Genomic DNA, 21,739 nt, shown 5'->3' with positions numbered 1-21,739 from the left:
ACCGGCTCCCACAGCTCGCAAGCTCGCACCGGGTCCCTCGCCGGCGTGGCCCCTGATACCGAAGGCCACGGCGACATCTCCGTCGGCGTCGCCGGCAGTGGCGACTCCTCCGCCAGCGCCACCCGCATCACGCCGGGCAACGCGCTCCGGCCGGAGGACATCGCGCTCGAGGTCCGCACCGGCCTGGTGAAGCCGTCCGAGGACGCGGCCGAGTACGCCCTGCGCCTGGGCGACGACGCCCTCATCCTGGCCCAGCGCCTGGGCCACTGGATCTCCCGCGCACCGGAGCTGGAGGAGGACGTGGCCCTGGGCAACATTGCGCTCGACCAGCTGGGCCACGCCCGGTCCTTCCTCAGCTACGCCGGGGGAGCGTGGGAGAAGAGCGAGGACGAGCTCGCGTACTTCCGCCGCGAGCATGAGTTCCGCTCCGCCCACCTGTTCGAGCAGCCCAACGGGGACTTCGCCGTCACCATCGCGCGCCAGTTCGTGGTGAGCTACTACCAGTTCGAGCTTTACCGCCGGCTGACCGAGTCCACGGATGCCACGCTCGCCGCGATCTCCGCCAAGGCCGTCAAGGAGGTGGACTACCACCGCGACCACAGCGCGCAGTGGATCCTCCGGCTGGCCCAGGGCACCGAGGAATCCCGGCGCCGCATCACCCACGGCCTGCGGCTCATCTGGCCGTACGTCGAGGAGCTCTTCGTGGACGACGAGCTGACCTCCCGCCTGGCTGAGGCCGGCACCGCCGTCGAGCCTTCCAGCCTGAGGGCTGACTTTGACCGCCTCACCGGAGCGGTCTTCGCCGAAGCGGAGCTGGAGGTTCCCAACGTTCCGGCAGCGCCGGGCGGCGGCCGCCGCGGCAAGCACTCCGAACACCTGGGCTACATCCTCGCCGAGATGCAGGTGCTGGCCCGCGAGCATCCCGGAGCAAGCTGGTGACTGTCGTGTACGTTCAGGAGCCGGGCACCCGTCACGCGGGGGTCACCGCCGAGCAGAAGGCGTGGGCCATCGCGGCCACCGTCTGCGATCCCGAGATCCCGGTGCTCACCATTGAGGACCTGGGCATCCTGCGCGCGGTGCGGCTGTTCGACGACGGCGGGCTGGTGCCCGCTGTGCAGGTCACCATCACGCCCACCTACTCGGGCTGCCCGGCAATGGACGCCATCCGGGACGACCTCAAGGCGGCCTTCCACAAGGAGGGCTACCCCAGCGTCCACGTTGAGCTGGTGCTCGCCCCGGCCTGGACCACGGACTGGATGACGGAGGCCGGCAAGGCCAAGCTGCAGGAGTACGGCATCGCCCCTCCCAGCGGCCGCGCTGCGCTGGGCCACAACGGCCCGGTGCGCCTGAGCATCGCCGTGAAATGCCCGCAGTGCTCGTCGCTGAACACCAAGGAACTCACCCGCTTCGGTTCCACCTCCTGCAAGGCGCTGTACGTGTGCCAGGACTGCAGGGAACCGTTCGACTACTTCAAAGTCCTGTAAGGAAACTCCCATGCCTGTTGTCCGCCAGACTGCCGCCGAAACGGCGCAGGCCACCGGCCGCCGTCGTCCGTCCTTCCACACCCTCACCGTCGCGGAGGTGCGCCGGCTCACCGAGGACGCCATTGAGGTGACCTTCGCGGTGCCGGCCGGGCTGGCCGGCCACTTCGACTACCTGCCGGGCCAGTACGTGGCCCTGCGCACCACGCTGCCGGACGAGACCGGCGAGCCGAAGGAGATCCGCCGCAGCTACTCCATCTGCGCCGAGCCGCGCAGCTTCGAGGACGGCAGCAGCGAGATCCGCGTGGCCATCAAGAAGGACCTGGGCGGGCTGTTCTCCACGTGGGCGAACGCCGAGCTGAAGGCCGGGGACACGCTGGACGTGATGAGCCCGATGGGTGCGTTCGTCTCCAAGCACGGCCGCGACGGCCAGGCCGTGGAGCAAAATGTGATGAGCTCCATGAACCGCCCGCAGGAGATGGCAAGTGAGCTGGCGGGGGAGCCGGGGACGTTCGTCGCGATTGCCGCGGGCTCGGGCATCACCCCGGTGATCGCGATCGCCCGCACGCTGCTGGCCGCGAACCCGGACACCCGCTTCGACCTGATCTACGCCAACAAGGCCGCCATGGACGTGATGTTCCTGGAGGAGCTCGCGGACCTGAAGGACAAGTATCCGTCGCGCCTGGCGCTGCACCACGTGCTGTCCCGCGAGCAGCGGATCGCGCCGCTGCTGAGCGGCCGGATCGACGCCGAGAAGCTCCGGGCGCTGCTGGGCACCGCCCTCCACGCGGACGACGTGGACGAGTGGTTCCTGTGCGGGCCGTTCGAGCTGGTGCAGCTGTGCCGGGACACCTTGGCCGAGCGCGGCGTGAAGCCCGAGCACATCCGCTTCGAGCTGTTCACCTCCGGTAAGCCGGACCGGCCCGAGGGCAACGCCGGCCGTCCCGTCGTCGAGGACGAGTCCAAGGAGACGTACAAGATCACGTTCAAGCTGGACGGCCTGCAGGGCGAGGTGGCCAGCCCCACGCACGCCCGCGAGTCCATCCTCAACGCGGCGCTGCGCGTCCGCCCGGACGTGCCGTTCGCGTGCGCCGGCGGAGTGTGCGGCACGTGCCGCGCCAAGGTGGTCACCGGCAGCGTCACCATGGACGAAAACTACGCGCTGGAGCAGGATGAGCTGGACAAGGGCTACGTCCTGACCTGCCAGTCGCACCCCACCAGCAAGGAAGTCACAGTCGACTTCGACGTGTAACTACACCGGTGGTTTCGCTGATTGAGCTTGTCGAAATCAAGAAATCGAATACCGCCGGTCGAGCCCGCCGAAACCCGAAAGAAGGAAACAATGATCTCCCTCTCCATCGACAACGGCGTCGCCGAAGTCGTCCTGAACGCCCCGTACAAGCTGAACTCCCTCGACGAGCACGCGCTGGCGGATTTAACACAGGCGTACGACGACGCCGCTGCCGCCGCGTCACGCGGTGAGGTGCGGGCGCTGCTGCTCAGGGGAGAGGGACGCGCCTTCTGTGCGGGCCGGGACATTGCGGGTGTGACGCCGGAGAGCGACGATGCCGAGGCGTACCTGGGCGGGCTAGTGCAGCCGCTGTTGCAGAAGATGGCTTCCTTCCCGGCGCCCACGTTCGCCGCCGCCCAGGGAGCCTGTTTGGGCGTGGGGCTCGGGCTGCTGCTGGCCACGGACGTGGTGTACGTGGCGGAGAACGCGAAGTTCGGCTCGCCGTTCGCCAAGCTGGGCGCCACGCTCGACTCCGGCGGGCACTGGTACTACACGGAGCGGCTGGGCATGCACCGCACGCTGGACCTGATCTACACAGCCGAGCTGATTTCTGGGGCAGAGGCAGTGGCCCAAGGAATGTTCAGCCGGGCGATGCCAGCCGGCGAGCTGCTGGAGTCGACGCGAGCCATAGTCGCTAAGGTTGCCACCGGCGCGACGGGCGCCTTCAAGGCGAGCAAGGAGCTGGTGGCGCACATCCGCGACCAGCGCCTGGGCCTGTGGACCTCGATGCAAGAGGAAAATGCTGAGCAGGCAAGGCTCTGCAAGAGCGAGGACTACGCCGAAGGCTTCCGCGCGTTCCAGGAAAAGCGCGAACCCAGATTTGCTGGTGATTGAGCCCTGGCGGTTGAGCTGGTCGAAACCAGCCTGTCGAAATCACCGGTGGTTGAGCCTGTCGAAACCAGCTAGTCGAAACCAATCTTCGGAGGCCGGTCGGGTTTAGGCGGCAGTGCTGGTTGAGCCTGTCGAATCCACCGGTGGTTGAGCTTGTCGAAACCAGCCTGTCGAAACCGTTCCTCCACCTCGCCTAAGATCCAAAGCCCCAGCATCGCGCCGCTGGTATTGGCCACGAGATCCATGGCGCTCGGGAATCGGTCGTGCAAGAACAGCAGCTGGCCAGCCTCCATGCAGCAGGACGCCAGGAAAGCAGCCATGATGATCCGTCCGCGATGGAATGCCGGAAAAGCCAACGCCGCCATCGCCCCGATCGGCGCGAACATGAGGATATTAGACGCGAACTCAATGAAGTTGTAGTTGATCAGCTGCGGGAGACCGGCCGCGTGGAGGGCGAAGAGCGCTGCCTGCAGCTTGCCAGCGACCGGCCGGTCAACGGGGGAGGGCCAATACGCCACTAGGGCCAGGCCGGTGAGGTAGATGGCCAAGAGGCTTCGCGCCACGCTCACGGCGTCGAAGTCCTCCCATTTACCCATAAGGAAAAGCTACGGGACTCTTTGTCCGCGTCGAAATCCGTGGACTCGAATTTTGTATTCGGCAAGTCAATTTATAGGGTTCGTTCATGAAAACATTGGGGAAATCAGTTCGTAAGGCCGTCATTCCTGCGGCTGGCTTGGGCACTCGCTTCCTGCCAGCCACCAAGGCGATGCCGAAGGAGATGCTGCCGGTGGTGGATGCGCCGGCCATCCAGTACGTCGTGGAGGAAGCCGTCTCGGCTGGCCTCACTGACGTCCTGATGATCACGGGCCGCAACAAGCGGGCCCTGGAGGATCACTTTGACCGCGCGCCCGCTCTGGAGCGCACGCTGGAACTTAAGGGCGACCAGGTACGGTTGGACGCCGTTCAGCATGCGTCGGGCCTCGGGCCCATCCACTACGTTCGTCAGGGCGAGCCCAAGGGCCTGGGGCATGCTGTCCTGTGCGGCCGTCAGCACGTGGGTGATGAGCCCTTCGCTGTCCTGCTGGGTGACGACCTCATCGACGAGCGGGACGAGCTTCTGACGACCATGATGGACGTCCAGGCGAAAACCGGCGGTTCGGTGATTGCCCTGATCGAGGTGGAGCCGTCCCAGATCAGTGCCTACGGCTGCGCTGATATCTCGGCGATTGAGGGTGAGGACTACGTACGGGTTAACAGCTTGGTGGAGAAGCCGTCCGTTGACGAGGCGCCGTCCAACCTGGCCGTCATCGGGCGCTACGTGCTGCACCCGGCGGTGTTCGACGTTCTGGAAGAGACGGAACCTGGACGGGGCGGCGAAATTCAGCTGACCGACGCCCTGCAGACGCTCGCCGCAGGGGAGGGGGAGGGCTCTGGCGTCTATGGCGTTGTCTTCCGCGGCCGCCGCTACGACACTGGCGACAAGCTGAGCTACCTCAAAGCCGTGATTACCCTGGCTTCAGAACGTGCCGAGTTTGGTGAGGACCTGAAGACCTGGATGAAGACGTTCAGCGGCTAGCATTCAACGACTTATGAATTGAGGCAGGCTCTACGCGGAGAACCGCGGATGGCCTGCCTCTTTTTGTCTGCAGGCTGCACGGCACACAGAAAAGCGGGTGGCTCTCCGGTTTCCCAGAGAGCCACCCGCTTCTTTAGAGCGTGTGTAACTTAGCGCTTAGGCCGAAGCTTCGGCGTTGGCACGGCGGCGAACTACTACCACCGAAGCAGCACCGGCAACCAGTGCGCCGCCACCAACGAGCGACCACAGGACCAGGCTCGAGTCAGCACCAGTGTTAGCAAGGGCCGCCCCGTTGCCACCGGTGTTGGCCAGACCGGCACCGGAGTTGCCGCCCGTGTTGGACAGGTCGGTGGCCGCCCCTGCAACCGTTACTGTAACCGGATCGCTGGTGACGCCCGATTCCAGGCCGGTTGCCGTGATCGTGTATACGCCGGGCTCGTTGATTGTCAGCGGCAGTGCGACTGCGCCGGAGGCATCTGCGGTGGCACGCAGTTCCTGTGCTGCGAGGACAACCTGAATCTTTCCGGGAACCGAGCGGCTGCCATTAGCGATGCTTGCGCCGTTGGATGCCGGCGGGACACCCGGCGTAACGCGGATAATAAGGGGCTCGCCAGCGCGGAAGTTACGTGCCGAGAAAGTAAAGGCTTCACCGGGTCCAACAACGCCGTCAGAAACGGCGGCGTTGGCAGGCGGTGCTGGGTAGCGTGCGGCCATGGCCGGTACCGCTCCCGTGAGTGCGATGGTACCTGCGAGCGCGAGCGCAGCAATAGACTTCTTCATTTATGTCCCCCTGAGACCTTATTACCTGGTTGTCACATTATTTGTGGAGATTCCCCATCCCCATGTGACCGTGGGGTGAATCTCGTTGTCTTGCCCAATGAGAGGTTATCACCCCGAAGGCGGCGCCTCCAAAGTGAATCCAGACACTTTACATACTGTTAATCAGCTGGCTATGAGGCGGGGACGCAGTTCCCCTGAACTGTGTCCAAAACTACTTCCTCGCGGGTCTGAATAGTGGGGGTCACGGCGAGTCGTGGCTCGGAATGTTGCACTATCTTGCCAAACGAAAATTCGACAACGGAGGTTTCGCCCGGCGCTAACCGCACGGTCAGGGCGCCTACGGGCCTACCTTGGTGCCGCTGCGAGGCAAATGCAGTCTTTTTCCCTGCCAAGAACGTCTCTTCGATATTGGATTGGACTGGACCGTAGGCCACGATGTTCGTCTGTACAGTGCCTTCGGGTATCCCGAAGGCAGCTCCGCCCGTCACGTATGTGGGCAACGAGGTTGCGGCATCCGCAGGGGCAAGGTTGGTGCTAGTCACCCTGACCTTAAGTTTGACATAACCGTCGGTGGTGCATTCTTGGATCAACTGAGCGGTCCGCTTCACGTAGTAGTCCATCTTGGCGCCAGTGCCATCGTTGAAGTAGACCCCAAACTGTGCCGGCGATATATTTTTTCCAGCGATGGAACCGCCAATAGCGTAGTCGGATATCACCGACTGCTCTCTAGGAACGGCCGACCAGAGCAAGATTCTGCCCTCGTCGACGCCTTTGGTGGCGCCTGCAATCAACTTCCGATTGTCATTCTTTCCTGCTGACAGCGCTTCGAAAATTTCCTTTGCGACTCCAGCGAAGTACAAGTCTTGCATCGCCGGCTCTGGGACGTCAGCGTATACGTCCGAAAGTAGGGTTTTGACCACGTTCTTGGTCGTGAGCTCACTAGGTAATCCATTACGAATCAGCTGCTCAAGCTCAGTACCCTCCAGACGGACTGGTCCGGTCCCGTCGAGTAGATAGCTAAGTGCAACCGGATCAATTGAAATCACTCCATCGAGGGCAGTTCCGGTTTTTTGCTTCCACATAGCCACTGCGGTACTTGCTGAGGACGGAAAATCGGGCGAGAGGTTTACGTCTTGCATGAATTTACCCATGCGTCCGGAGTATATTTGCTGCTGCTCTGGCTCGACCTCGATTGCGGGTGACATCACCCCCAATTCAGTGGCACTGGTTTGAGCAGTCAAAGTTAGTTTCCCCTTGTCGACCTCCAGTACCGCGAGTGCTCCAGGAATCCCTCCCGTGGCGCGAGATTCGGCGTTGTTCTGGATAAGCAGCAGGTATCGGCGGGGCGTTGTTGCTCCCATCATGTTGGGCGCAATGGTGGCGGCGTCCGCTGCCGCGTCGAGGTCTCCGCGCAAAGAGTTGAGCTGATCGCGGGCCTTAATCAGCGGCGCGGAAACTTGCGGCAGCAAGGAGTCTGCGTCCAAACTATTCAGCCTCTCGGCAGACTGGTTGACAGCATGAGCGGAGGACATCAGCCTGGGCTGTGCTGCCACCAATGGGGCTAGGTCCACGCCTTTTCCACTCGGCGCAAGGGACTCCCAGTCGAGCGATTGAAAGGCATTAACCAGCGGGCCGGCGCCTAAAGTGGCAACATCGTCGGCTGACGTCGCAACCGTGGTAATGGCTTGGATATTAGGACCAATCCATGGGAGCGTCCCGGCAATTGTCCACAGTGGGTCGGAAGCTGCCTGCCGCGCCACTCCGGTGTGGCTCCTCAATTCGTCGAGTGCGAGAGTGGCCGCAGCGGAGTCGTCCCGGATAATATCCCCCTTCAGCCTGGGAACGAGGTTCTCAGCTGCTGCGAGATGGTTGCTTATGGTTGTGGCCGTAATGCCAAGCCAAGTGCCGGCCGCCGTGAGCGATAAAAATGCGAAGACTGAGAAGGATACTATGCTCAGCCGTCTCCGAGAACGCGCGGAGACGGGCGTAGGCCACAGTGAGACACCTCCGCGACTGTTGTGTCTCACATTATTGGGTTCCGTCATAGCGCGGCGGCCTTCCTGTGTGCAATGCGTAGAGTGGCGAAAATCAGTAGGCGCCCGTGCCATGAAACACGGCGCGGAAGGTCTTGAACATGATGATTACGTCGCCAGCCAAGGACCAGTTCTCAACGTAATAGAGATCAAGCCGAACGGAGTCCTGCCACGATAAGTTCGATCGCCCGCTCACTTGCCACAGACCAGTGAGACCTGGCTTCACTAGCAGGCGGCGCCGGACGTCGTTCTCATATGCCTCCACTTCTCGAGGGAGAGGCGGACGGGGTCCAACAAGGCTCATCGATCCAGCCAGGACGTTCAACAGTTGAGGAAGTTCGTCCAAGCTAAATTTCCGAAGGAGACGTCCGATCGGAGTCACGCGCGGATCGTCCTTAATCTTGAAAAGGAGACCATTGCCCTCATTCTGACTGGCAAGGTCAGCAAGCCTGGTCTCCGCGTCGGCAACCATGGATCTAAATTTGAGCATGTAGAAATGATTTCCCTCAATTCCCACGCGTTCCTGCCTGAATAGTACGGGGCCGGGCCCGCTTAGCTTCACCAAAATGGCGATAGAAGCCATGGCAGGCAGTAGCAACATAAGAAGAAGACCCGCAATCAGAAGGTCGAACAGCCTCTTGGCTACACGCTGCCCTCCCTCAAGCGATGGAGTTGTAACGTGAATGAGGGGAAGCCCCGCTACTTGTTGAGTGTGGATTCGCGGACCAGCGATATCCGTGAGCGCAGGGGCCATGATGAGACCGACATTTCGCGATGCAAGTTCCCAGCCCAAATGCCGGAGGGTCTGCGGATGCAGTTGGACACCGGCGGAGACAGCAACAGCATCCGCGCCACAATCTTCGATTGCCCGCAATATTGACCGCGTCGTGGAGTCGGATCCGAGGATGGGCAGCCCTGCCTCGACGTTGGGAAGACCGGGGTCCTGGTTCCCGGGCACATATGCAGCAACTGGAAGGTATCCTGCATGCTTGGCAGTGGCAAGCGTTGAGGCCAAATGCGCTACCGCGCTTCGACCACCGATCAACAGGAGTCTCGACATACTGGATCCCCGTTGTCTGTCAACGCTTAGATGCTGTCGCACTAGCCACCGTGCAGCTAGAAGACCAGCGAGTCCACACGGTAGAGCAACGCCGACGTATCCCCTCGCAGTGTCGATTCGTAGCACATAAGAAACGATGGCCAGCAACCCAAACAACCAAAGCGACGCAGCAGCGACTCTCTTGTACTCTTCCGGGCCAGCGCCCAGAACATGGCTCTGCCGACTATGCCAAGCACCCAGCATGGCCCACCAGACGATCGAGAGAGCCGCAGACAGCCATGCGTAGTTCACTTCTTGTCCGGAGACAACAAATCCTGGTTCAATGCCGAATCGAATTACGTATGCCCCGTAAACCGCCCAGATTATGACGAAGCCGTCCACAATTCGAAGTGTGCGCGACGCTCTTGTGCGCCAATCCATGCCATTCCCCAAAAGTTTTCCCCGTATGTAATATTTGCAAAGTTTGGAGGAACGGCTATATCGACGCCCCAGCCGAGTAGATAAGGGCCCATCGATAGTCGATGTCCTTAAAACCTCATGGAAGGCTGCCCTTTGCCCCAGAAGTCATGCTCTCGCATCTCAACTTGCCGCCGCTCGTGACAGTAAGAATCACTTGAGTGCGTTGCTTAACATTGGAGCGCGCTCCTGTAGCATCCGCAGAATGATTGCAGCAGCATGTCTTGCGTTTTGATCAGCGTCAAAATGGAGCCTTGCTTTGTCCCGGGACGATAAATCTATTCGGTTTCCCTTTATGTCTTGAACGACACGTCGAATCTCTGAGCCCCATTTTCCGCTATCACAAGGAGAGATAGCATCGTACTCAGTGCAAAGGCGTGCATTCATTCCAACAGGTGACACGATCGCGCGCATTCCTGCGCACAAATACAGAATAGCCTTGTACCCAGATTTCCCACGTTCCCATTCCGTATCAGGGAGTGGCATGAGCCCAATGCTGGCCTCGCCGAGCAACTTGGCCTCTCGGTCCTTTGACCATCTATGCACGCGGAGGCGAGGATGGGCCTGCAGATCATTGACGTTGGCACCACCCAGGACATCCAGATAGATGTCCTCTTGATCGCAAGCCTCAAGAACTTCCGGGAGCACAGATTTGAGGCTCCCGAGAGTGCTCTGACTTCCTGTCCAAAGCAATGAAATCGTTGCAGGCTCATCTCGGGATACATCAAAGGTACTCACGGGCGGACAAGTCGGCTGATACTCGGACAGAGCCGTTGAAGTCCCATATGTTTCGACCAAGGCCTCATTCCCGCAAAGGATAAGGTCAAAAATATCGGGAAATTTGAGAGCCTTACTTGGATCGCGCAGCAGGCTTCGCCAATCCTTTATGTGAGTAGGATGAGCATGGATCGCGTCGTCGATGTCCAGAACTGCCAAGGTTGAGCGTCGTACGGCAAGACGTTCTAGAAGTGGCGTGAAAAAAGGGAATGCCTCCCTGTGGACAATAAGAATATCGCAACGCTTGAGTATGAAGAAAACGCGGGACACGATCTTGGTCATTAACGCGGTTGCCGCATAAACTCGCGCAATCCCGCGTTCATTTTTCCGAGAAAAGGCTATGTCTGAAAACAGTTCATGGATGGTAACATTGACGCCCTGCCGCGTCAGCTCGGCCACGAGGGGCTCAATCCGCAGCCGACGGCTAGCATCGCTTTTCGGGTAAGTTGTAAGGACGTGGGCGCGTCTCAGCTCTTTAGAAATCTTCTTCTCCAATAATCGTCAGAACCAGCAAATGTGGCCACAAGGGCAAGTCCGTATCCCCTGGCCTTTGCGAAGAGCATACTGCGCTCATCGCCAGAGCGAAGCCAAGCCTTGGCAGTGAGTGCAGTGAAGTGGGTCAGTACACTTATCCAGGCCGCCGTAAGAATTACGGGACGGATCGGGCCAGAGGCAAACTTTCGGTGATAACGCCGGCGACTGTTCTCAATCCAGAATGTGGTCGCGGTTCGATAATGTTTCGCGGTGCCCTCGCCATCGTGTATGGCTTGACTGTCTGTTAGCAACACGATTCGCCCCTTAGTTCTCAGACGTGCGCACAAATCAACGTCTTCGAAGTACATCGGAAACGCGACATCGAAGCCTCCAATTGCGCGCAGCGTTTCTGTTCGCACTGCTAGGACAGCTGCGGCAGGTTGCTCGACCTCAAGAGGACCAATGCCGGGAGTGACGCGAACTAGGGTTGACCACCGCGAATTCGGCCTTCGGTCAGCTCCTATCATGCGAGCCAATTCAGTACGGGCCGAGGGGAGGCGTCGGACAGATAGCTGCTCTGTGCCATCGGGGTAGATTAGGAGTGGGGCCGCGCCGACCGTTTGGTCCTCACGTAAGGCGGATGAAAGCGAGATGAGGGCTGCGCCGTCGATGGAAACGTCTGGGTTCAGGATCAGGAACGTGTCATAGCTCGCAAGGTTCAAGTTTGCGTTATGTCCTGCGCCGAATCCGAGGTTGTTGGGGCTCTTGAAGATGCGCACATAGTCAGGCCAGTCGGCTCCTGGCGCGGGTTCGGATCCGTTATCGTGAACTAATACCTCAATTTGGAGGTCGCTGTGCGAATCAATGATTGATGCGATGCAAGTCGTCGTCCGCTCCCACGTGTTATAGGTGACGATGCTAACCGAAATCCCGCTCTGCAACATTGTTACTTCCTCAAGTTCTATGTGCCGCACGTACTTAGGCGACGACGTGTTGGTCGCCGCGCAGCGTTCGCACCCGTGAATGATATCCGAAGAAATGACGCGGAGGCCAAGTCAAGCCGCGTCGCCGTAACCTGTGCGCTTGCAGTTGGAAAACACGGCGGCATGGAGGTCTAAAAGTGCAAGACGGAACCATCGCGGGTTCGCAAAATTCTTATTCTGCGCGTATCGCGGATTGGCCCGCGGAGTCCCTCTTGTTCGTTCTCCCCAGAGTCAGCCACTTGCTCTGAGTGTGCTCGGTTTAGTCACTCGCGCCCTTCGGAGATACGGTGGCGGCTGCCTTGCCTGACCTTCGGACCGCGGACTACCAGAGAATCGTCGAGGGACTCACTGGCACCCACTGTTGGTGAGTTCTGTCTGCCCTTCCAGAAGTGAACCGTAAGGACCATTAAGCACCAAACCACCGGCGACTGAAGCAGATCGAGTGTGGCCGCAGACGCGGATAGCCCAACGACGGTTGAAGCCAAACCTGGCGCCACACGGATGGTTCGGGCGACGGCAACAAAAACTGCTGTAAGAACTAGCAGTAGTGCTACAGCTCCACCTTCGGCGCCGACGAGCAAGTATGTGTTCAACGGGTCTGTCTGGGGTAGGAAGGCGCTGACACCGGACGCATTCAGCGGCACAAGTGCGTGAGCTAACGGCGCAAGGTACGACTGTAGGTTGCCGAAGCCCAAACCTGTGAGCCAGTTATCTTGAAAGAGTTCCAAGGCAGCAGCCTGAAGGACAGACCGCGAGCGTGTACTGGCGTCGACCCCTGAGAATCGGTCGATTAGAGGCTGACCTACAGGCGAAAAGGCGAGGACCAAAGCTAGGGCGCTGAAACCTAAGACAATTCCTACGAGTCGGGATGGCCGCATGATCTTTGAATACTTTCGGCACATATACAAAGACGCCGCTATCAGTGCTCCGAGGAATGCGCCGCGAGAAAATGTAAGAATGAAAGCGGATGAATAAAGGGTCCAGACTGCAAGCCGTGGAATGAGTTCCCATTTTCGAGCGATAGCGGCTACACCAGGGGCTGCACAAAGTAGGGTAACAGCAAGGTAGTTTGGGTCCCCGATCGTTGAAGCGGCTCGACGTATCCCCCCGACATCAGCCGCGGTTTGGTCCTTCCATGCAGTGTAGATAAGGGATGTGTGGGAGATGCTTTCGTAGAATCCGATCGCGGCGTGAAAAATACCAGCTATGCCCAGTATCCATAAAATAGATACCATGTTCTTTTTGACCATAAAGTAAACCACAGTTGCTGTGAGTAGAGGCGTCGATAAACCCGAAAGGGATGACGGGTTAGTCGGGCTTATCAATATGACGATTCCAAACAGTAGTGACCAAATAGGCCACCTCACCACTGTGCTTCGTGAGCTTCCAACAGCATCGTGAAGAACGAGAACTGAAAGACAAACAACCAGGCAAACGTTAATGAGAGTGATGCCGCCAACACGAGGGGGTTCAACGGCGCCAATGCACAGTGTGGCCAAAACGACCACCGCCGAGCCGACCACTGCGTTTTTTAGTAGCAGGGTAAGCAGAACCAGGCCTCCGCAGACTGCCACGGCAGTCGGCAACCCGTGGCCTGCTACAGTGCCCGCACCGAAGGCCAGTACTCCGAAGGCCAAGTAAATCGGCGATACTCGATCTAGTGCCAGCCTTCTTCCGGACACGAAATTACGCCCAGAGCGACTATCTCTGGGCGTTCGATGTTGCAGCAAGTTCAGCTCTTTTCAAGGGTTACAAGCAACTGGCGCTGCGGACGGGCATGCGGGTACCCTGTCAAGCTCGCCGGGGCAGGAGCAAAAGCAGTCTACTACGAAGCGCTGCTTCCCATTGCCCGCCCATCCGAACTAAAGTCATGTTGGTCGGAGTAGGCCTTTGACTCAGCTCAAAGACCTACCCGAAGCCCTAATCTTGGAAGTACTCGATGGCGGCGCCAATTGCATTTAGCCGCTCGGCAAGGTCTTCATACCCTCGTTCAATGACGTAGATGTTCCGCAGTTCAGATGTCCCCTTTGCAGCTAGCATAGCAATCAGGAGGCAGGCGGCTGGCCGCAAAGCCGGCGGGCATCCGATTTCTGCAGCACGCCACCGCGTCGGTCCGGAAACGTCAATCCGATGTGGGTCTAGAAGTCTTATTCCAGCCCCCAACCGGTTCAGCTCGGTAAGGTATATCGCCCTATTCTCATAGACCCAATCGTGAATTAGAGTCGAGCCCTCAGCACACGCCGCAACAACGGCAAAGAATGGAAGGTTATCGATATTGAGGCCAGGAAAAGGCATGGGATGAATCTTATCCGTCGAAGCCCGTAAAATCGATGGTAACGTCGTTATGTCGACTAGACGCGTTCGGCCGTTGCGTGCCGCATATTCATCGGATTTCCTGTATTTCAAACCCATAAGTTCTAGAACGCTCAGTTCTATCTCCATGAATTCGATAGGAACTCGGCGGATTGTCACCTCGGAATTTGTCACGATTCCCGCGGTGATGAGACTCATCGCCTCGATTGGGTCTTCAGACGGTGAGTATTCTATGTCGACGTCGATGCGTGATCGGCCTCGGATTATCAGCGTCGTGCTTCCGATGCCCGTCACATCGACGCCAAGCTCTTGCAGGTAGAAGCAAAGGTCCTGGACCATGTAGTTTGAGCTAGCGTTTCTTATAGTTGTCGTGCCTTCACGGTGCGCGGCTGCCATGATGGCATTCTCAGTGACAGTATCGCCCCGTTCCGTAAGCACGAATGTCCTGTCGCGGGCGTCGGGATCCGGAGCATGGACTTCATATGAGCCGGCATGGGCGTCGACCCTGAGCCCGAATTCGCGTAGCGCGTGCATGTGCGGTTGCACGGTGCGAGTGCCCAGGTCGCAACCGCCGGCATAAGGCAGACTGTAAGATTTGCTTTCATCTAGAAGTGGTCCAAGCAACATGATCACACTACGAGTCCGCCTGGCTGCTTCTACATCCATGGACTCCAGATCCAACATTGCAGGCCTGCGGATTTGAAGATCGTTAGCATTAAGCCATTTGCACTCCACACCGATGCTAATTAGAAGCTCAACAATCCTGTTGACCTCCTCGATGCGAGCAAGCCGACGGAGCGTAGTCGTTCCCCTGTTTAGTAGGCTTGCGCATAGTAGGGCTACACCGGCGTTCTTGCTGGAGTTGACGTCGACGGCCCCCGACAACTGTCGGCCGCCATGAACGCGCAGGTGCGTGATCTGCGGCTTGGCACCAACTTCGAGCGATGCGAAGCTTCGACCGAAGATTGCCTCCAGGCCCTGGAGCATTTTTGTGTCAGGGTCTTGAAGGTTTTCTTCAATATTTTGAATTGTGACACTCGTCGTGCCTAATTCAGCCGCAAGCTGGTCCTGAGTCCATCCCTTTTCAAAGCGTGCGCGGCGCACGATCACCCCAGCGTCTGCGGTTGTCTGCTTGTTCATGCATCCACTAATACCATGAATAGATTCGGCGCCGACCATGTTCTGCAGTGGCATAAGCTGAACCGGGTTGGCCTCCCATAATAAAATGTGGCCGCAATGGTAGCGGAATGTGCATGATGCCGCCTTGGAATCCGGCTAGCCTAGCAACGCGTAAACTTGGACGGGGCTGGCTCGCGCAGCCGCCGTCGAGACTATGGAGAGGCTCTGCTGTTGGAACCCAAAGACTACGTTGTGCTCGTGCGCCGGAGCTGGCTGCTGATTACCTGCCTTTCCCTGCTGGGGCTCCTCGGGGGTGGAGCAGCGGCGCTGGTTGTGAAACCAACATATGAATCTGAGGTACAGCTTTTTGTAGCAATACAAAACTCAGGAACAGTCCAAGAGCTGCAGCAGGGCAATACTTTTAGCCAGGCTAGAGTTCAGTCTTACGTCAAGACTGTCGCTACGCCGGCCGTCCTGCAGCCAGTGATTGACAGCCTTGGATTGTCCGAGACTCCCTTGCAACTAGCGCAACGGATCAAAGCCACTTCTGATCTCAATACCGTCTTAATCAGTGTCACAGTCGAGGATCCCTCGCCTGTGCAGGCTGCTGCGATTGCGCAAGCCACGGGAACAAGTTTGAATAATGTGGTGGACTCCCTAGAACGTTCCGGCAAGACATCTGAGTCGCCTGTGAAGTTGTCGGTTGTCACGCCTGCAGTAGCCCCGACTCTGGCATCAAGTCCCAACACCAAGCTGAGTTTGGGTGTGGGTCTCTTAGGTGGCCTAATCGTTGGCCTTGGCGCAGCGGTACTCCGACAGAGGATGGACAGCCGGATAGGTGGGGAGTCAGATCTTCGGAATATCACCGAGTCGCCAGTTCTGGGAAGAATTTCCTTCGAGCAGGATGCCAAGAACAAGCCTCTGATTACACAGATACCTGGCCAGAGCCCGCGTGCTGAGTCGTTCCGTCAATTACGTACAAATCTGCAATTTGCGACAGTCGGACAGAAATCCACTGCGGTACTCATCACGTCGTCTCTGCCAGGAGAAGGCAAGACCACTACAGCAACCAATATGGCCATCGCGCTTGCCCAGGCAGGTCAGTCTGTAGTGCTGGTGGACGCAGATCTGCGCAGGCCGATGGTATCCGAATATTTGGGACTGGAGCGAAACGTCGGACTCACGACCGTTCTTGTCGGTTCAGCTGAATTGAGTGACGTATTGCAGCCCTGGGGTGAGGAAAACCTCTATGTCGTTTCTTCTGGCCGTATTCCACCGAACCCTAGCGAACTCCTCGGATCGGAAGCCATGGTGGAAATTATCAAGCGACTCGAGAACACATTCGATGTGGTGATTATTGATTCTCCTCCTATCCTCCCCGTGACCGACGCCAGCGTCCTGTCTCAAAACGTAGGAGGTGTGATCCTGGTCGTTGACAGCAAGAGTACGACCAGGATGAACGTCTTAAAGTCGTTGCAGTCGCTGACGATGGTTGACGCTCACGTACTTGGCATCGTCTTGAATCGACTTCCAATAAAGGGTCCTGACGCCTACAGCTACGCCTACCCTGCCTATGCTGCAAGATCGGACGAAGTCATGCTTGAAAGTTCTTTTGCAACGAAGTCACGGTGGGCAGGGGGTCGCCGAGCGGCCACAGCGGAACGCCGTCCAATTGCGGGGCCTGATGTTGGAGTCGCGTCGGAAGTCACCGACCCAGTGTTTTTCGATGACGTGGTGGAGAACAGAACCCGGTCGGCTGCAAAATTCCCGGGTAGCCCCGACCAATCCTGAGCAGAGAACAAGCCGATTCACCCCTTTTAATGCCACGCCGTGGCAGAAAAAAGTCGCTACGACGAAGATTCAGGAGACTCAATGACGGAACCAACGAAGGATGATGCCCCAGGCTGGCAGGGCGAAACGGTGCTCATTTCCGGGCTGTCTGTTGCGGACGCAACTCAGCAAGAGCTCGTGGATTGGCTTTCTAGCCAGAGAAATCCGGCTAAACCACTACTGGCATATGCCCTACATGTCGGCGGGCTTGTTGCCCTTCGAGAGAACGACAAATATCGCAAGACTATGGATAAAGCCTCGGTTATCTATGCCGACGGAATTGGGCCTGTATTGCTCGGTAGGTCGCGGGGTGGTCGTCTCGGTCGCTCTGCAACGACCGACATCGCCCCTGAGCTCTTGAGGCGGTGGGCTCGGGAGGGTGAACCACCGCGAATTGCGCTTCTCGGCGGGCCGCCAGGATTGGCGTCTGCAGCCGGCCACGCTTTGAGTGATAAGGGTCTCGGCAAAACGGTCTATGCCGAGAGCGGATTTCAGGCTAATTACGATGTTGCCTTGGCAAGTATCAAGACTGCGACGCCTGACGTTCTATTCGTCGGTATGGGTGCACCCAGAGAAATGGAATGGTGCGAGAATCATTATCTACAACTTCCGGATTGCGTTGTCATTACCTGTGGTGGATGGTTCGGATTCTTAACGGGCAAGGAACGACGCGCCCCGCGGTGGGTGCAAAGGGCGGGGGGGGAGTGGGTTTGGCGTTTGGCGCAAAGCCCCTCGCGTTTGTTTGGTCGATACTTCAAAGGCCTGTTAGTGCTCGGTCATGAACTGGTAAAGCGGACATCCTGAGGTGCCAGCGTGAGCACACCTGCTATCCACGCAATGACAACGGTCGGTCTGGTGGGCTGAGAACCCCCTGGCGCGAGACCTGGGACGCACGAACAGATAAACATGCGGGACGTCGGAATGCGCGTGGGACGTCAGGACGGCTCTGGTAGGTCTAGATGTTCAACTCGGTCGGATAGCTGGTGACACGGCTACGGGTGAGGCGTTTTGAAGGATTAGCCACTGATCTGGCCGGTCCGTAGGGCAGCCCTCGTCCAGGGTTCCTTTCTGGAGCTGAAGTTCGGTGAGCGGAGCGCCGGACGCAGATTCGGATGTCCTCCTCCGATCGGAGGAGGTCCGCTGTCAATGGCCATTAGCTTCTGCCCACGGGCGGCCAGTTAATGTGCCCGCTGGTGGCCAGTAAAACTGCCCGGTGATGGCCAATAGATCTGCCCACCAGGTGCTTCGGCGGGATTGGCCATCGTTTGGGTCTTGTTAGTTCAGTTGGGTGACTCCTTTTCCGGCGAGGGCCTGGGTGAGGCGGATGGAGTCGCCGCTGGTTTGGCAGACGTGGGCGTGGTGCAGGAGCCGGTCAACGGTGGCTGTGGCGAGGGTTTTGGGCATGAGCTCATCGAAGCCGGCCGGGTGCAGGTTCGAGGAGATCGCTACGGAGCGTTTTTCGTAGGCTGCGTCGACTACCCGGTAGAGGCCTTCGGCGGCGTCGGTGGCCACAGGCAACAGGCCGATGTCATCGATCACGACGAGTTCGGCGCGCAGGATCCTGGCGACGGCCCGGGTGACGCTGTCGTCGGTGCGGTGGGCGCGGATCAGGGCGCCGAGGTCCTCGAGCCGGAACCAGGCCACGCGCATGCCGGCTTCGACGGCTTGCTGGCCGAGGGCTTCGAGGAAGAAGGTTTTCCCGGTGCCGGAGGGTCCGCAGACGACCAGGTTTTCCCGCCGGGTGATCCATTCCAGGGTGCGCAGGGCTGCTGGGTCGGTGCCGGGATCGAGGAGGCTGCGGGGTCCCAGGCATCGAAGGTTTTCCCGGTTGGGAATCCTGCTGCTTTGCGCCGGGTGGCGAGCATGGACCTGGCCCGGCCGGCGGCTTCCTCGGTGAACAGGGCCTTGATGATTTCGGCCGGTTCCCAGCGCTGGGCGCGTGCGGTCGCGATAAGTTCCGGGGCCAGTGCACGGGCGTGGGGCATCTTCAGCTGGCGCATCAGGGCTTCCAAGTCCACGGGCAGGGCCGGTGCTGTGGTGTTCGTGGTGCTGACCGGGCTCATCAGCTCTGCTCCTTCACGGTGCCGGAAGTTCCGGTGCCCAGGCCCGCCCAGGCGCCGGTGCCTTGGGTCAGTGACCGGGTTTCGTCCGCGGCATGGGTGGTGGTGCGTCGGCTGTTGGCGTTCAGGATCGAGGCCAGGTCCTGGTGGGCGAAGCGGCCGTGGAGCGCGGCGTCGCCCAGGGCGCGGTCCACCGCCTCGGCGCCGGCGATCTTGGCCAAAGTCACGGCCTCTGCCATTTTCACGTTCATCCGGGCCGTGCCCGCCGCAGCGGCTTCCAACAGCCAAGTCCTGGCACCTTCACCGATGGCCAGGAACGCGGCCTCGTCAGCGCTGCGGGCCCGGGGCGTGTAGTCACCCGGGATTCGGGTCCTGGCCCGGGGAAGTGTTCATCGATGATCGCTGGGCTGCCCGGCCTGGCACGGTCAGGCCGGGCGACTTCCACCGGTCCGGACGCGCCGTGGTGAACGATGATGACCTGCTCGTCGGGTCCGGTGCCATGGGCGCGGACGAACACCCGGGCCCCGAGCAGCTGCGCGGGCACGGAGTACTGGGCGTTCTCGAAGGTGACCATCGGCGTGTTCTCCGGAACGATGCGGGCCAGTCCGAACGCGACCGTGTGCGCGGTCTCAGGGATGCGGTGCAGCCGGGGTGATTCTTCGGCCAGCAGGGCCGCCGGTTTGCGCCGGGTCACCCGGTGTTCCCGGTTGTTGACCTCGTCCATGAACGCCTGGCAGGCGACCTCGAGCTCGGCGAAAGAACCGTAATCCGGGCGGAGGTTGGTGTCCGTGGGCACGAGGTCGGCCTTGGCCAGTTTCACGGACGCTTCGATTCCGCCCTTCGTGGCAGGGTCCGCGGGCTGGCAAGTCAGCACGGTGATCCCGTAGTGCCGGGCGAAGTCCAGGGTCTGCTGGTTCCGCACCGGCACCCCGGCGACGTGGACGCTGGTGACAGTTTTCTCGTTATCCGTCAGGACATAGGTCGGTGCCCCGCCCAGGACCCGGAAGCAGCGGTCCAGGGCGGCGAACACGCTCGGTGCGGTCCGGTCCCGCAACGGGATAACGATCCGGAACCTCGAGAACGCCAGCCAGGCCACGAAGAGGATGGTCTTCACCCCGCCGACGCGGGGCCCGTCGCCGAAGTCGTACTGGAGCCACATCCCTGGCTCGGTGATCCACGGCCGATGGACACGGATATGGCCCAGCCGCCACGCGGCCTTGACTTGCGCGATCGCCCGGCGGGTCGAGCGTTCCGAACCCGCATAGCCCAGGCCCTGGAGCTTTTCGTGGGCCTTGTCAGCGCGGATCCGTCCCTTGGAAGCCTCGACCCATTCCTCGATCTTGGGCAGGTAGGCGTCCGTGACCCGGGGTCGGGGTGCCGGTCCGGCGATAGGCCGGCCGGCGTCCCGCGCCGCGACATGCCTGGCAACAGTGTGGTGCGAGCATCCCGTGAGCTCCGCCGTGGCGCGCAACGATCCGGTCAGATCGTAGGCAGCAAGAATTTCCATGATTTCTCCGTCATGCTTCATACAGGGCCTCTTCCTGGGGCGACATTTGGTGCGACTAGACACCGTCATCAAATCCCGGGGAGAGGCCCCCGCCGCTTAAGACGCGGCAGGTTCAGTAAGGAAGTGGGCAGATCTCATGGCCACCGGTGGGCAGTTTTACTGGCCGTCAGTGGGCATTTTCGTGGCCCCTATGGGCAGTTTTTCATGGCCGCTAACAGTCCGCGGACGCGGCATCGGAATCGACTACATCCATCCAGCCATCGATGACCGCACCCGGCTGGCCTACACCGAGATCCCGACGGACGAAAAGGCCGACCGCGGCCGCTTCCTCCTCAGAGCCGCTGTGTTTCTTCCATGCGCAGGGTATCGGGAAATCCAACGCGTCATCACCGACAACGCATTTCGCCTACCGGAAGTCCCCGGCTTTCAAGGCCGCTGCCACACACTTCGGCGCGCAATAGCGGTTCACTTAACCCCACTGCCTTGGGTCAACGGTGAAGATCGAGCGTTTCAACCGGACCCTTGCCGCAGAATGGGGCTACGCCAAGCCATTTGCCGGCAACAGCGAACTAGCCGCGGTACTCGACCCTTGGCTGAACTACGACAACACTCAACGCATCCACGCCGCCATCAGGGCCACTCCGACCACGCGACTGTCACCAACCTGAGGCCTGGTGCAGGTAGGTGGCCGCATCAATTAGCCGGGCCACAAACCTATTGGGTCAGTACATCTAGAGTTCGACGCCGATCAGCAGGGGCTCCGGGTGGAGTTCAATGCCGAAATGCCCGACGACGCCGTCTCGCACCTCGCGCGCGATTGCCATCATGTCGGCGGCGCTGGCGGAGCCGCGGTTCGTGATGGCCAGAGTGTGCTTGGTGGACAGTGAAGCCCGGCCGCCGGACACGCTGCCGGCGTCCAGCCCGAAGCCTTTTCCGAACCCGGACTGGTCGATCAGCCACGCCGCGGACAGCTTGACGAGGCCGTCCGAACCACCCGGGTACCGGGGCGCATTCTCCGGCAGGCCGCCCGCCACTTCTTCGGGGACCATCGGATTGGTGAAGAAGGACCCGGTGGAGTACGTGTCGCGGTCTGCGGGGTCCAGGACCATGCCCTTGGACGCGCGCAGCCGGAGCACCTCCCGGCGGACGTCGTTGGAGTAGGCCCGCT

The 21,739-nt window shown here is 60.0% G+C and carries 17 protein-coding genes and 2 pseudogenes; 8 read left to right on the top strand and 11 right to left on the bottom strand.

Annotated elements, in window-relative coordinates; genetic code table 11:
* The first annotated feature begins 45 nt into the window (after window positions 1-45).
* The 4 genes from paaC to JYA52_RS03865 all read left to right on the top strand — a co-directional run bounded on the left by paaC (window position 46) and on the right by JYA52_RS03865 (window position 3,606).
* Entirely contained in the window at window positions 46-939 is an 894-nt protein-coding gene (gene paaC / locus JYA52_RS03880) for a 1,2-phenylacetyl-CoA epoxidase subunit PaaC (protein WP_205651923.1), read from the top strand.
* Window positions 936-1,484, top strand: coding sequence for a 1,2-phenylacetyl-CoA epoxidase subunit PaaD (paaD, locus tag JYA52_RS03875; RefSeq protein ID WP_205651887.1), 549 nt, complete (start codon window positions 936-938; stop codon window positions 1,482-1,484). The genes paaC and paaD overlap by 4 nt, the downstream gene beginning before the upstream one ends.
* 10 nt (window positions 1,485-1,494) lie before the next feature.
* The gene (gene paaE / locus JYA52_RS03870) at window positions 1,495-2,733 is read left to right on the top strand and encodes a 1,2-phenylacetyl-CoA epoxidase subunit PaaE (protein ID WP_205651885.1); all 1,239 of its coding nucleotides are present in this window, start codon (window positions 1,495-1,497) and stop codon (window positions 2,731-2,733) included.
* A gap of 90 nt (window positions 2,734-2,823) precedes the next feature.
* Window positions 2,824-3,606, top strand: coding sequence for an enoyl-CoA hydratase/isomerase family protein (locus JYA52_RS03865; protein ID WP_205651883.1), 783 nt, complete (start codon window positions 2,824-2,826; stop codon window positions 3,604-3,606).
* 68 nt (window positions 3,607-3,674) lie between these two features.
* Here JYA52_RS03865 and JYA52_RS03860 read toward each other — a convergent pair whose 3' ends face one another.
* Window positions 3,675-4,199 (bottom strand): VanZ family protein, encoded by a 525-nt coding sequence (locus JYA52_RS03860; RefSeq protein ID WP_205651881.1) that lies wholly within the window; start codon window positions 4,197-4,199, stop codon window positions 3,675-3,677.
* Window positions 4,200-4,285: 86 nt separating this feature from the next.
* On the opposite strand from JYA52_RS03860, the gene galU reads away from it, so the two are divergent.
* Window positions 4,286-5,179 carry a UTP--glucose-1-phosphate uridylyltransferase GalU gene (galU, locus tag JYA52_RS03855; RefSeq protein WP_205651879.1) on the top strand — a complete coding sequence of 298 codons (894 nt, stop codon included), beginning with the start codon at window positions 4,286-4,288 and terminating at the stop codon, window positions 5,177-5,179.
* A 156-nt stretch (window positions 5,180-5,335) separates the two neighbouring features.
* On the opposite strand, the gene JYA52_RS03850 is transcribed toward galU, so the two are convergent.
* The 7 genes from JYA52_RS03850 to JYA52_RS03820 form a co-directional block, all read right to left on the bottom strand.
* A complete protein-coding gene (locus JYA52_RS03850) occupies window positions 5,336-5,959 on the bottom strand; it encodes an LPXTG cell wall anchor domain-containing protein (protein WP_205651878.1) in 624 nt (207 codons plus the stop codon).
* Window positions 5,960-6,129: 170 nt separating this feature from the next.
* Window positions 6,130-7,719 carry a DUF4012 domain-containing protein gene (locus JYA52_RS03845; RefSeq protein WP_307869303.1) on the bottom strand — a complete coding sequence of 530 codons (1,590 nt, stop codon included), beginning with the start codon at window positions 7,717-7,719 and terminating at the stop codon, window positions 6,130-6,132.
* Between the two features lie 328 nt (window positions 7,720-8,047).
* Window positions 8,048-9,472, bottom strand: a complete 1,425-nt coding sequence (locus JYA52_RS03840) for a sugar transferase (RefSeq protein ID WP_205651875.1) — start codon at window positions 9,470-9,472, stop codon at window positions 8,048-8,050.
* 189 nt (window positions 9,473-9,661) lie between these two features.
* Window positions 9,662-10,684: a glycosyltransferase family protein gene (locus JYA52_RS03835; protein WP_205651873.1), complete on the bottom strand. Its 1,023-nt coding sequence runs from the start codon at window positions 10,682-10,684 to the stop codon at window positions 9,662-9,664.
* A gap of 68 nt (window positions 10,685-10,752) precedes the next feature.
* Entirely contained in the window at window positions 10,753-11,703 is a 951-nt protein-coding gene (locus JYA52_RS03830) for a glycosyltransferase family 2 protein (protein WP_205651872.1), read from the bottom strand.
* A gap of 302 nt (window positions 11,704-12,005) precedes the next feature.
* Entirely contained in the window at window positions 12,006-12,977 is a 972-nt protein-coding gene (locus JYA52_RS23055; protein WP_372433718.1) for an O-antigen ligase family protein, read from the bottom strand.
* 685 nt (window positions 12,978-13,662) lie between these two features.
* Window positions 13,663-15,195, bottom strand: coding sequence for a UDP-N-acetylglucosamine 1-carboxyvinyltransferase (locus tag JYA52_RS03820; RefSeq protein ID WP_205651869.1), 1,533 nt, complete (start codon window positions 15,193-15,195; stop codon window positions 13,663-13,665).
* A gap of 210 nt (window positions 15,196-15,405) precedes the next feature.
* Between JYA52_RS03820 and JYA52_RS03815 the strand changes: the two genes are divergently transcribed.
* Window positions 15,406-16,965, top strand: coding sequence for a tyrosine-protein kinase domain-containing protein (locus tag JYA52_RS03815; protein WP_205651867.1), 1,560 nt, complete (start codon window positions 15,406-15,408; stop codon window positions 16,963-16,965).
* A gap of 39 nt (window positions 16,966-17,004) precedes the next feature.
* Window positions 17,005-17,808: a WecB/TagA/CpsF family glycosyltransferase gene (locus JYA52_RS03810; protein ID WP_205651865.1), complete on the top strand. Its 804-nt coding sequence runs from the start codon at window positions 17,005-17,007 to the stop codon at window positions 17,806-17,808.
* Between the two features lie 471 nt (window positions 17,809-18,279).
* Here the strand turns inward: JYA52_RS03810 and JYA52_RS22770 are convergent, their stop codons facing one another.
* Window positions 18,280-18,732 (bottom strand): ATP-binding protein, encoded by a 453-nt coding sequence (locus tag JYA52_RS22770; protein WP_276208534.1) that lies wholly within the window; start codon window positions 18,730-18,732, stop codon window positions 18,280-18,282.
* Window positions 18,733-19,066: 334 nt separating this feature from the next.
* Window positions 19,067-20,592 (bottom strand): annotated as a pseudogene (gene istA / locus JYA52_RS03800) (IS21 family transposase).
* A 473-nt stretch (window positions 20,593-21,065) separates the two neighbouring features.
* Between istA and JYA52_RS22370 the strand changes: the two are divergent.
* Complete coding sequence (locus JYA52_RS22370; RefSeq protein WP_205651864.1) at window positions 21,066-21,239, top strand: integrase core domain-containing protein; 174 nt, start codon at window positions 21,066-21,068, stop codon at window positions 21,237-21,239.
* A 63-nt stretch (window positions 21,240-21,302) separates the two neighbouring features.
* On the opposite strand, the pseudogene JYA52_RS03790 reads toward JYA52_RS22370, so the two are convergent.
* A pseudogene (locus JYA52_RS03790) lies at window positions 21,303-21,739 on the bottom strand (UDP-N-acetylmuramate dehydrogenase); the annotation flags it as partial.

The sequence above is a fragment of the Arthrobacter pascens genome (assembly GCF_017052465.1).
Lineage (GTDB): Bacteria > Actinomycetota > Actinomycetes > Actinomycetales > Micrococcaceae > Arthrobacter > Arthrobacter pascens.
Note: the sequence above shows the minus strand (reverse complement) of the source record. Positions and strands in the feature narration are given on the sequence as shown.

Excerpts from the sequence above, each read along its gene's own strand:
- JYA52_RS03820 (WP_205651869.1), bottom strand. The coding sequence starts at position 15,195 with ATGAACAAGCAGACAACCGCAGACGCTGGGGTGATCGTGCGCCGCGCA.
- JYA52_RS03850 (WP_205651878.1), bottom strand. The coding sequence starts at position 5,959 with ATGAAGAAGTCTATTGCTGCGCTCGCGCTCGCAGGTACCATCGCACTC.
- JYA52_RS23055 (WP_372433718.1), bottom strand. The coding sequence starts at position 12,977 with ATGGTATCTATTTTATGGATACTGGGCATAGCTGGTATTTTTCACGCC.
- JYA52_RS03865 (WP_205651883.1), top strand. The coding sequence starts at position 2,824 with ATGATCTCCCTCTCCATCGACAACGGCGTCGCCGAAGTCGTCCTGAAC.
- JYA52_RS03860 (WP_205651881.1), bottom strand. The coding sequence starts at position 4,199 with ATGGGTAAATGGGAGGACTTCGACGCCGTGAGCGTGGCGCGAAGCCTC.
- JYA52_RS03830 (WP_205651872.1), bottom strand. The coding sequence starts at position 11,703 with ATGTTGCAGAGCGGGATTTCGGTTAGCATCGTCACCTATAACACGTGG.
- JYA52_RS03840 (WP_205651875.1), bottom strand. The coding sequence starts at position 9,472 with ATGGATTGGCGCACAAGAGCGTCGCGCACACTTCGAATTGTGGACGGC.
- paaE (WP_205651885.1), top strand. The coding sequence starts at position 1,495 with ATGCCTGTTGTCCGCCAGACTGCCGCCGAAACGGCGCAGGCCACCGGC.
- galU (WP_205651879.1), top strand. The coding sequence starts at position 4,286 with ATGAAAACATTGGGGAAATCAGTTCGTAAGGCCGTCATTCCTGCGGCT.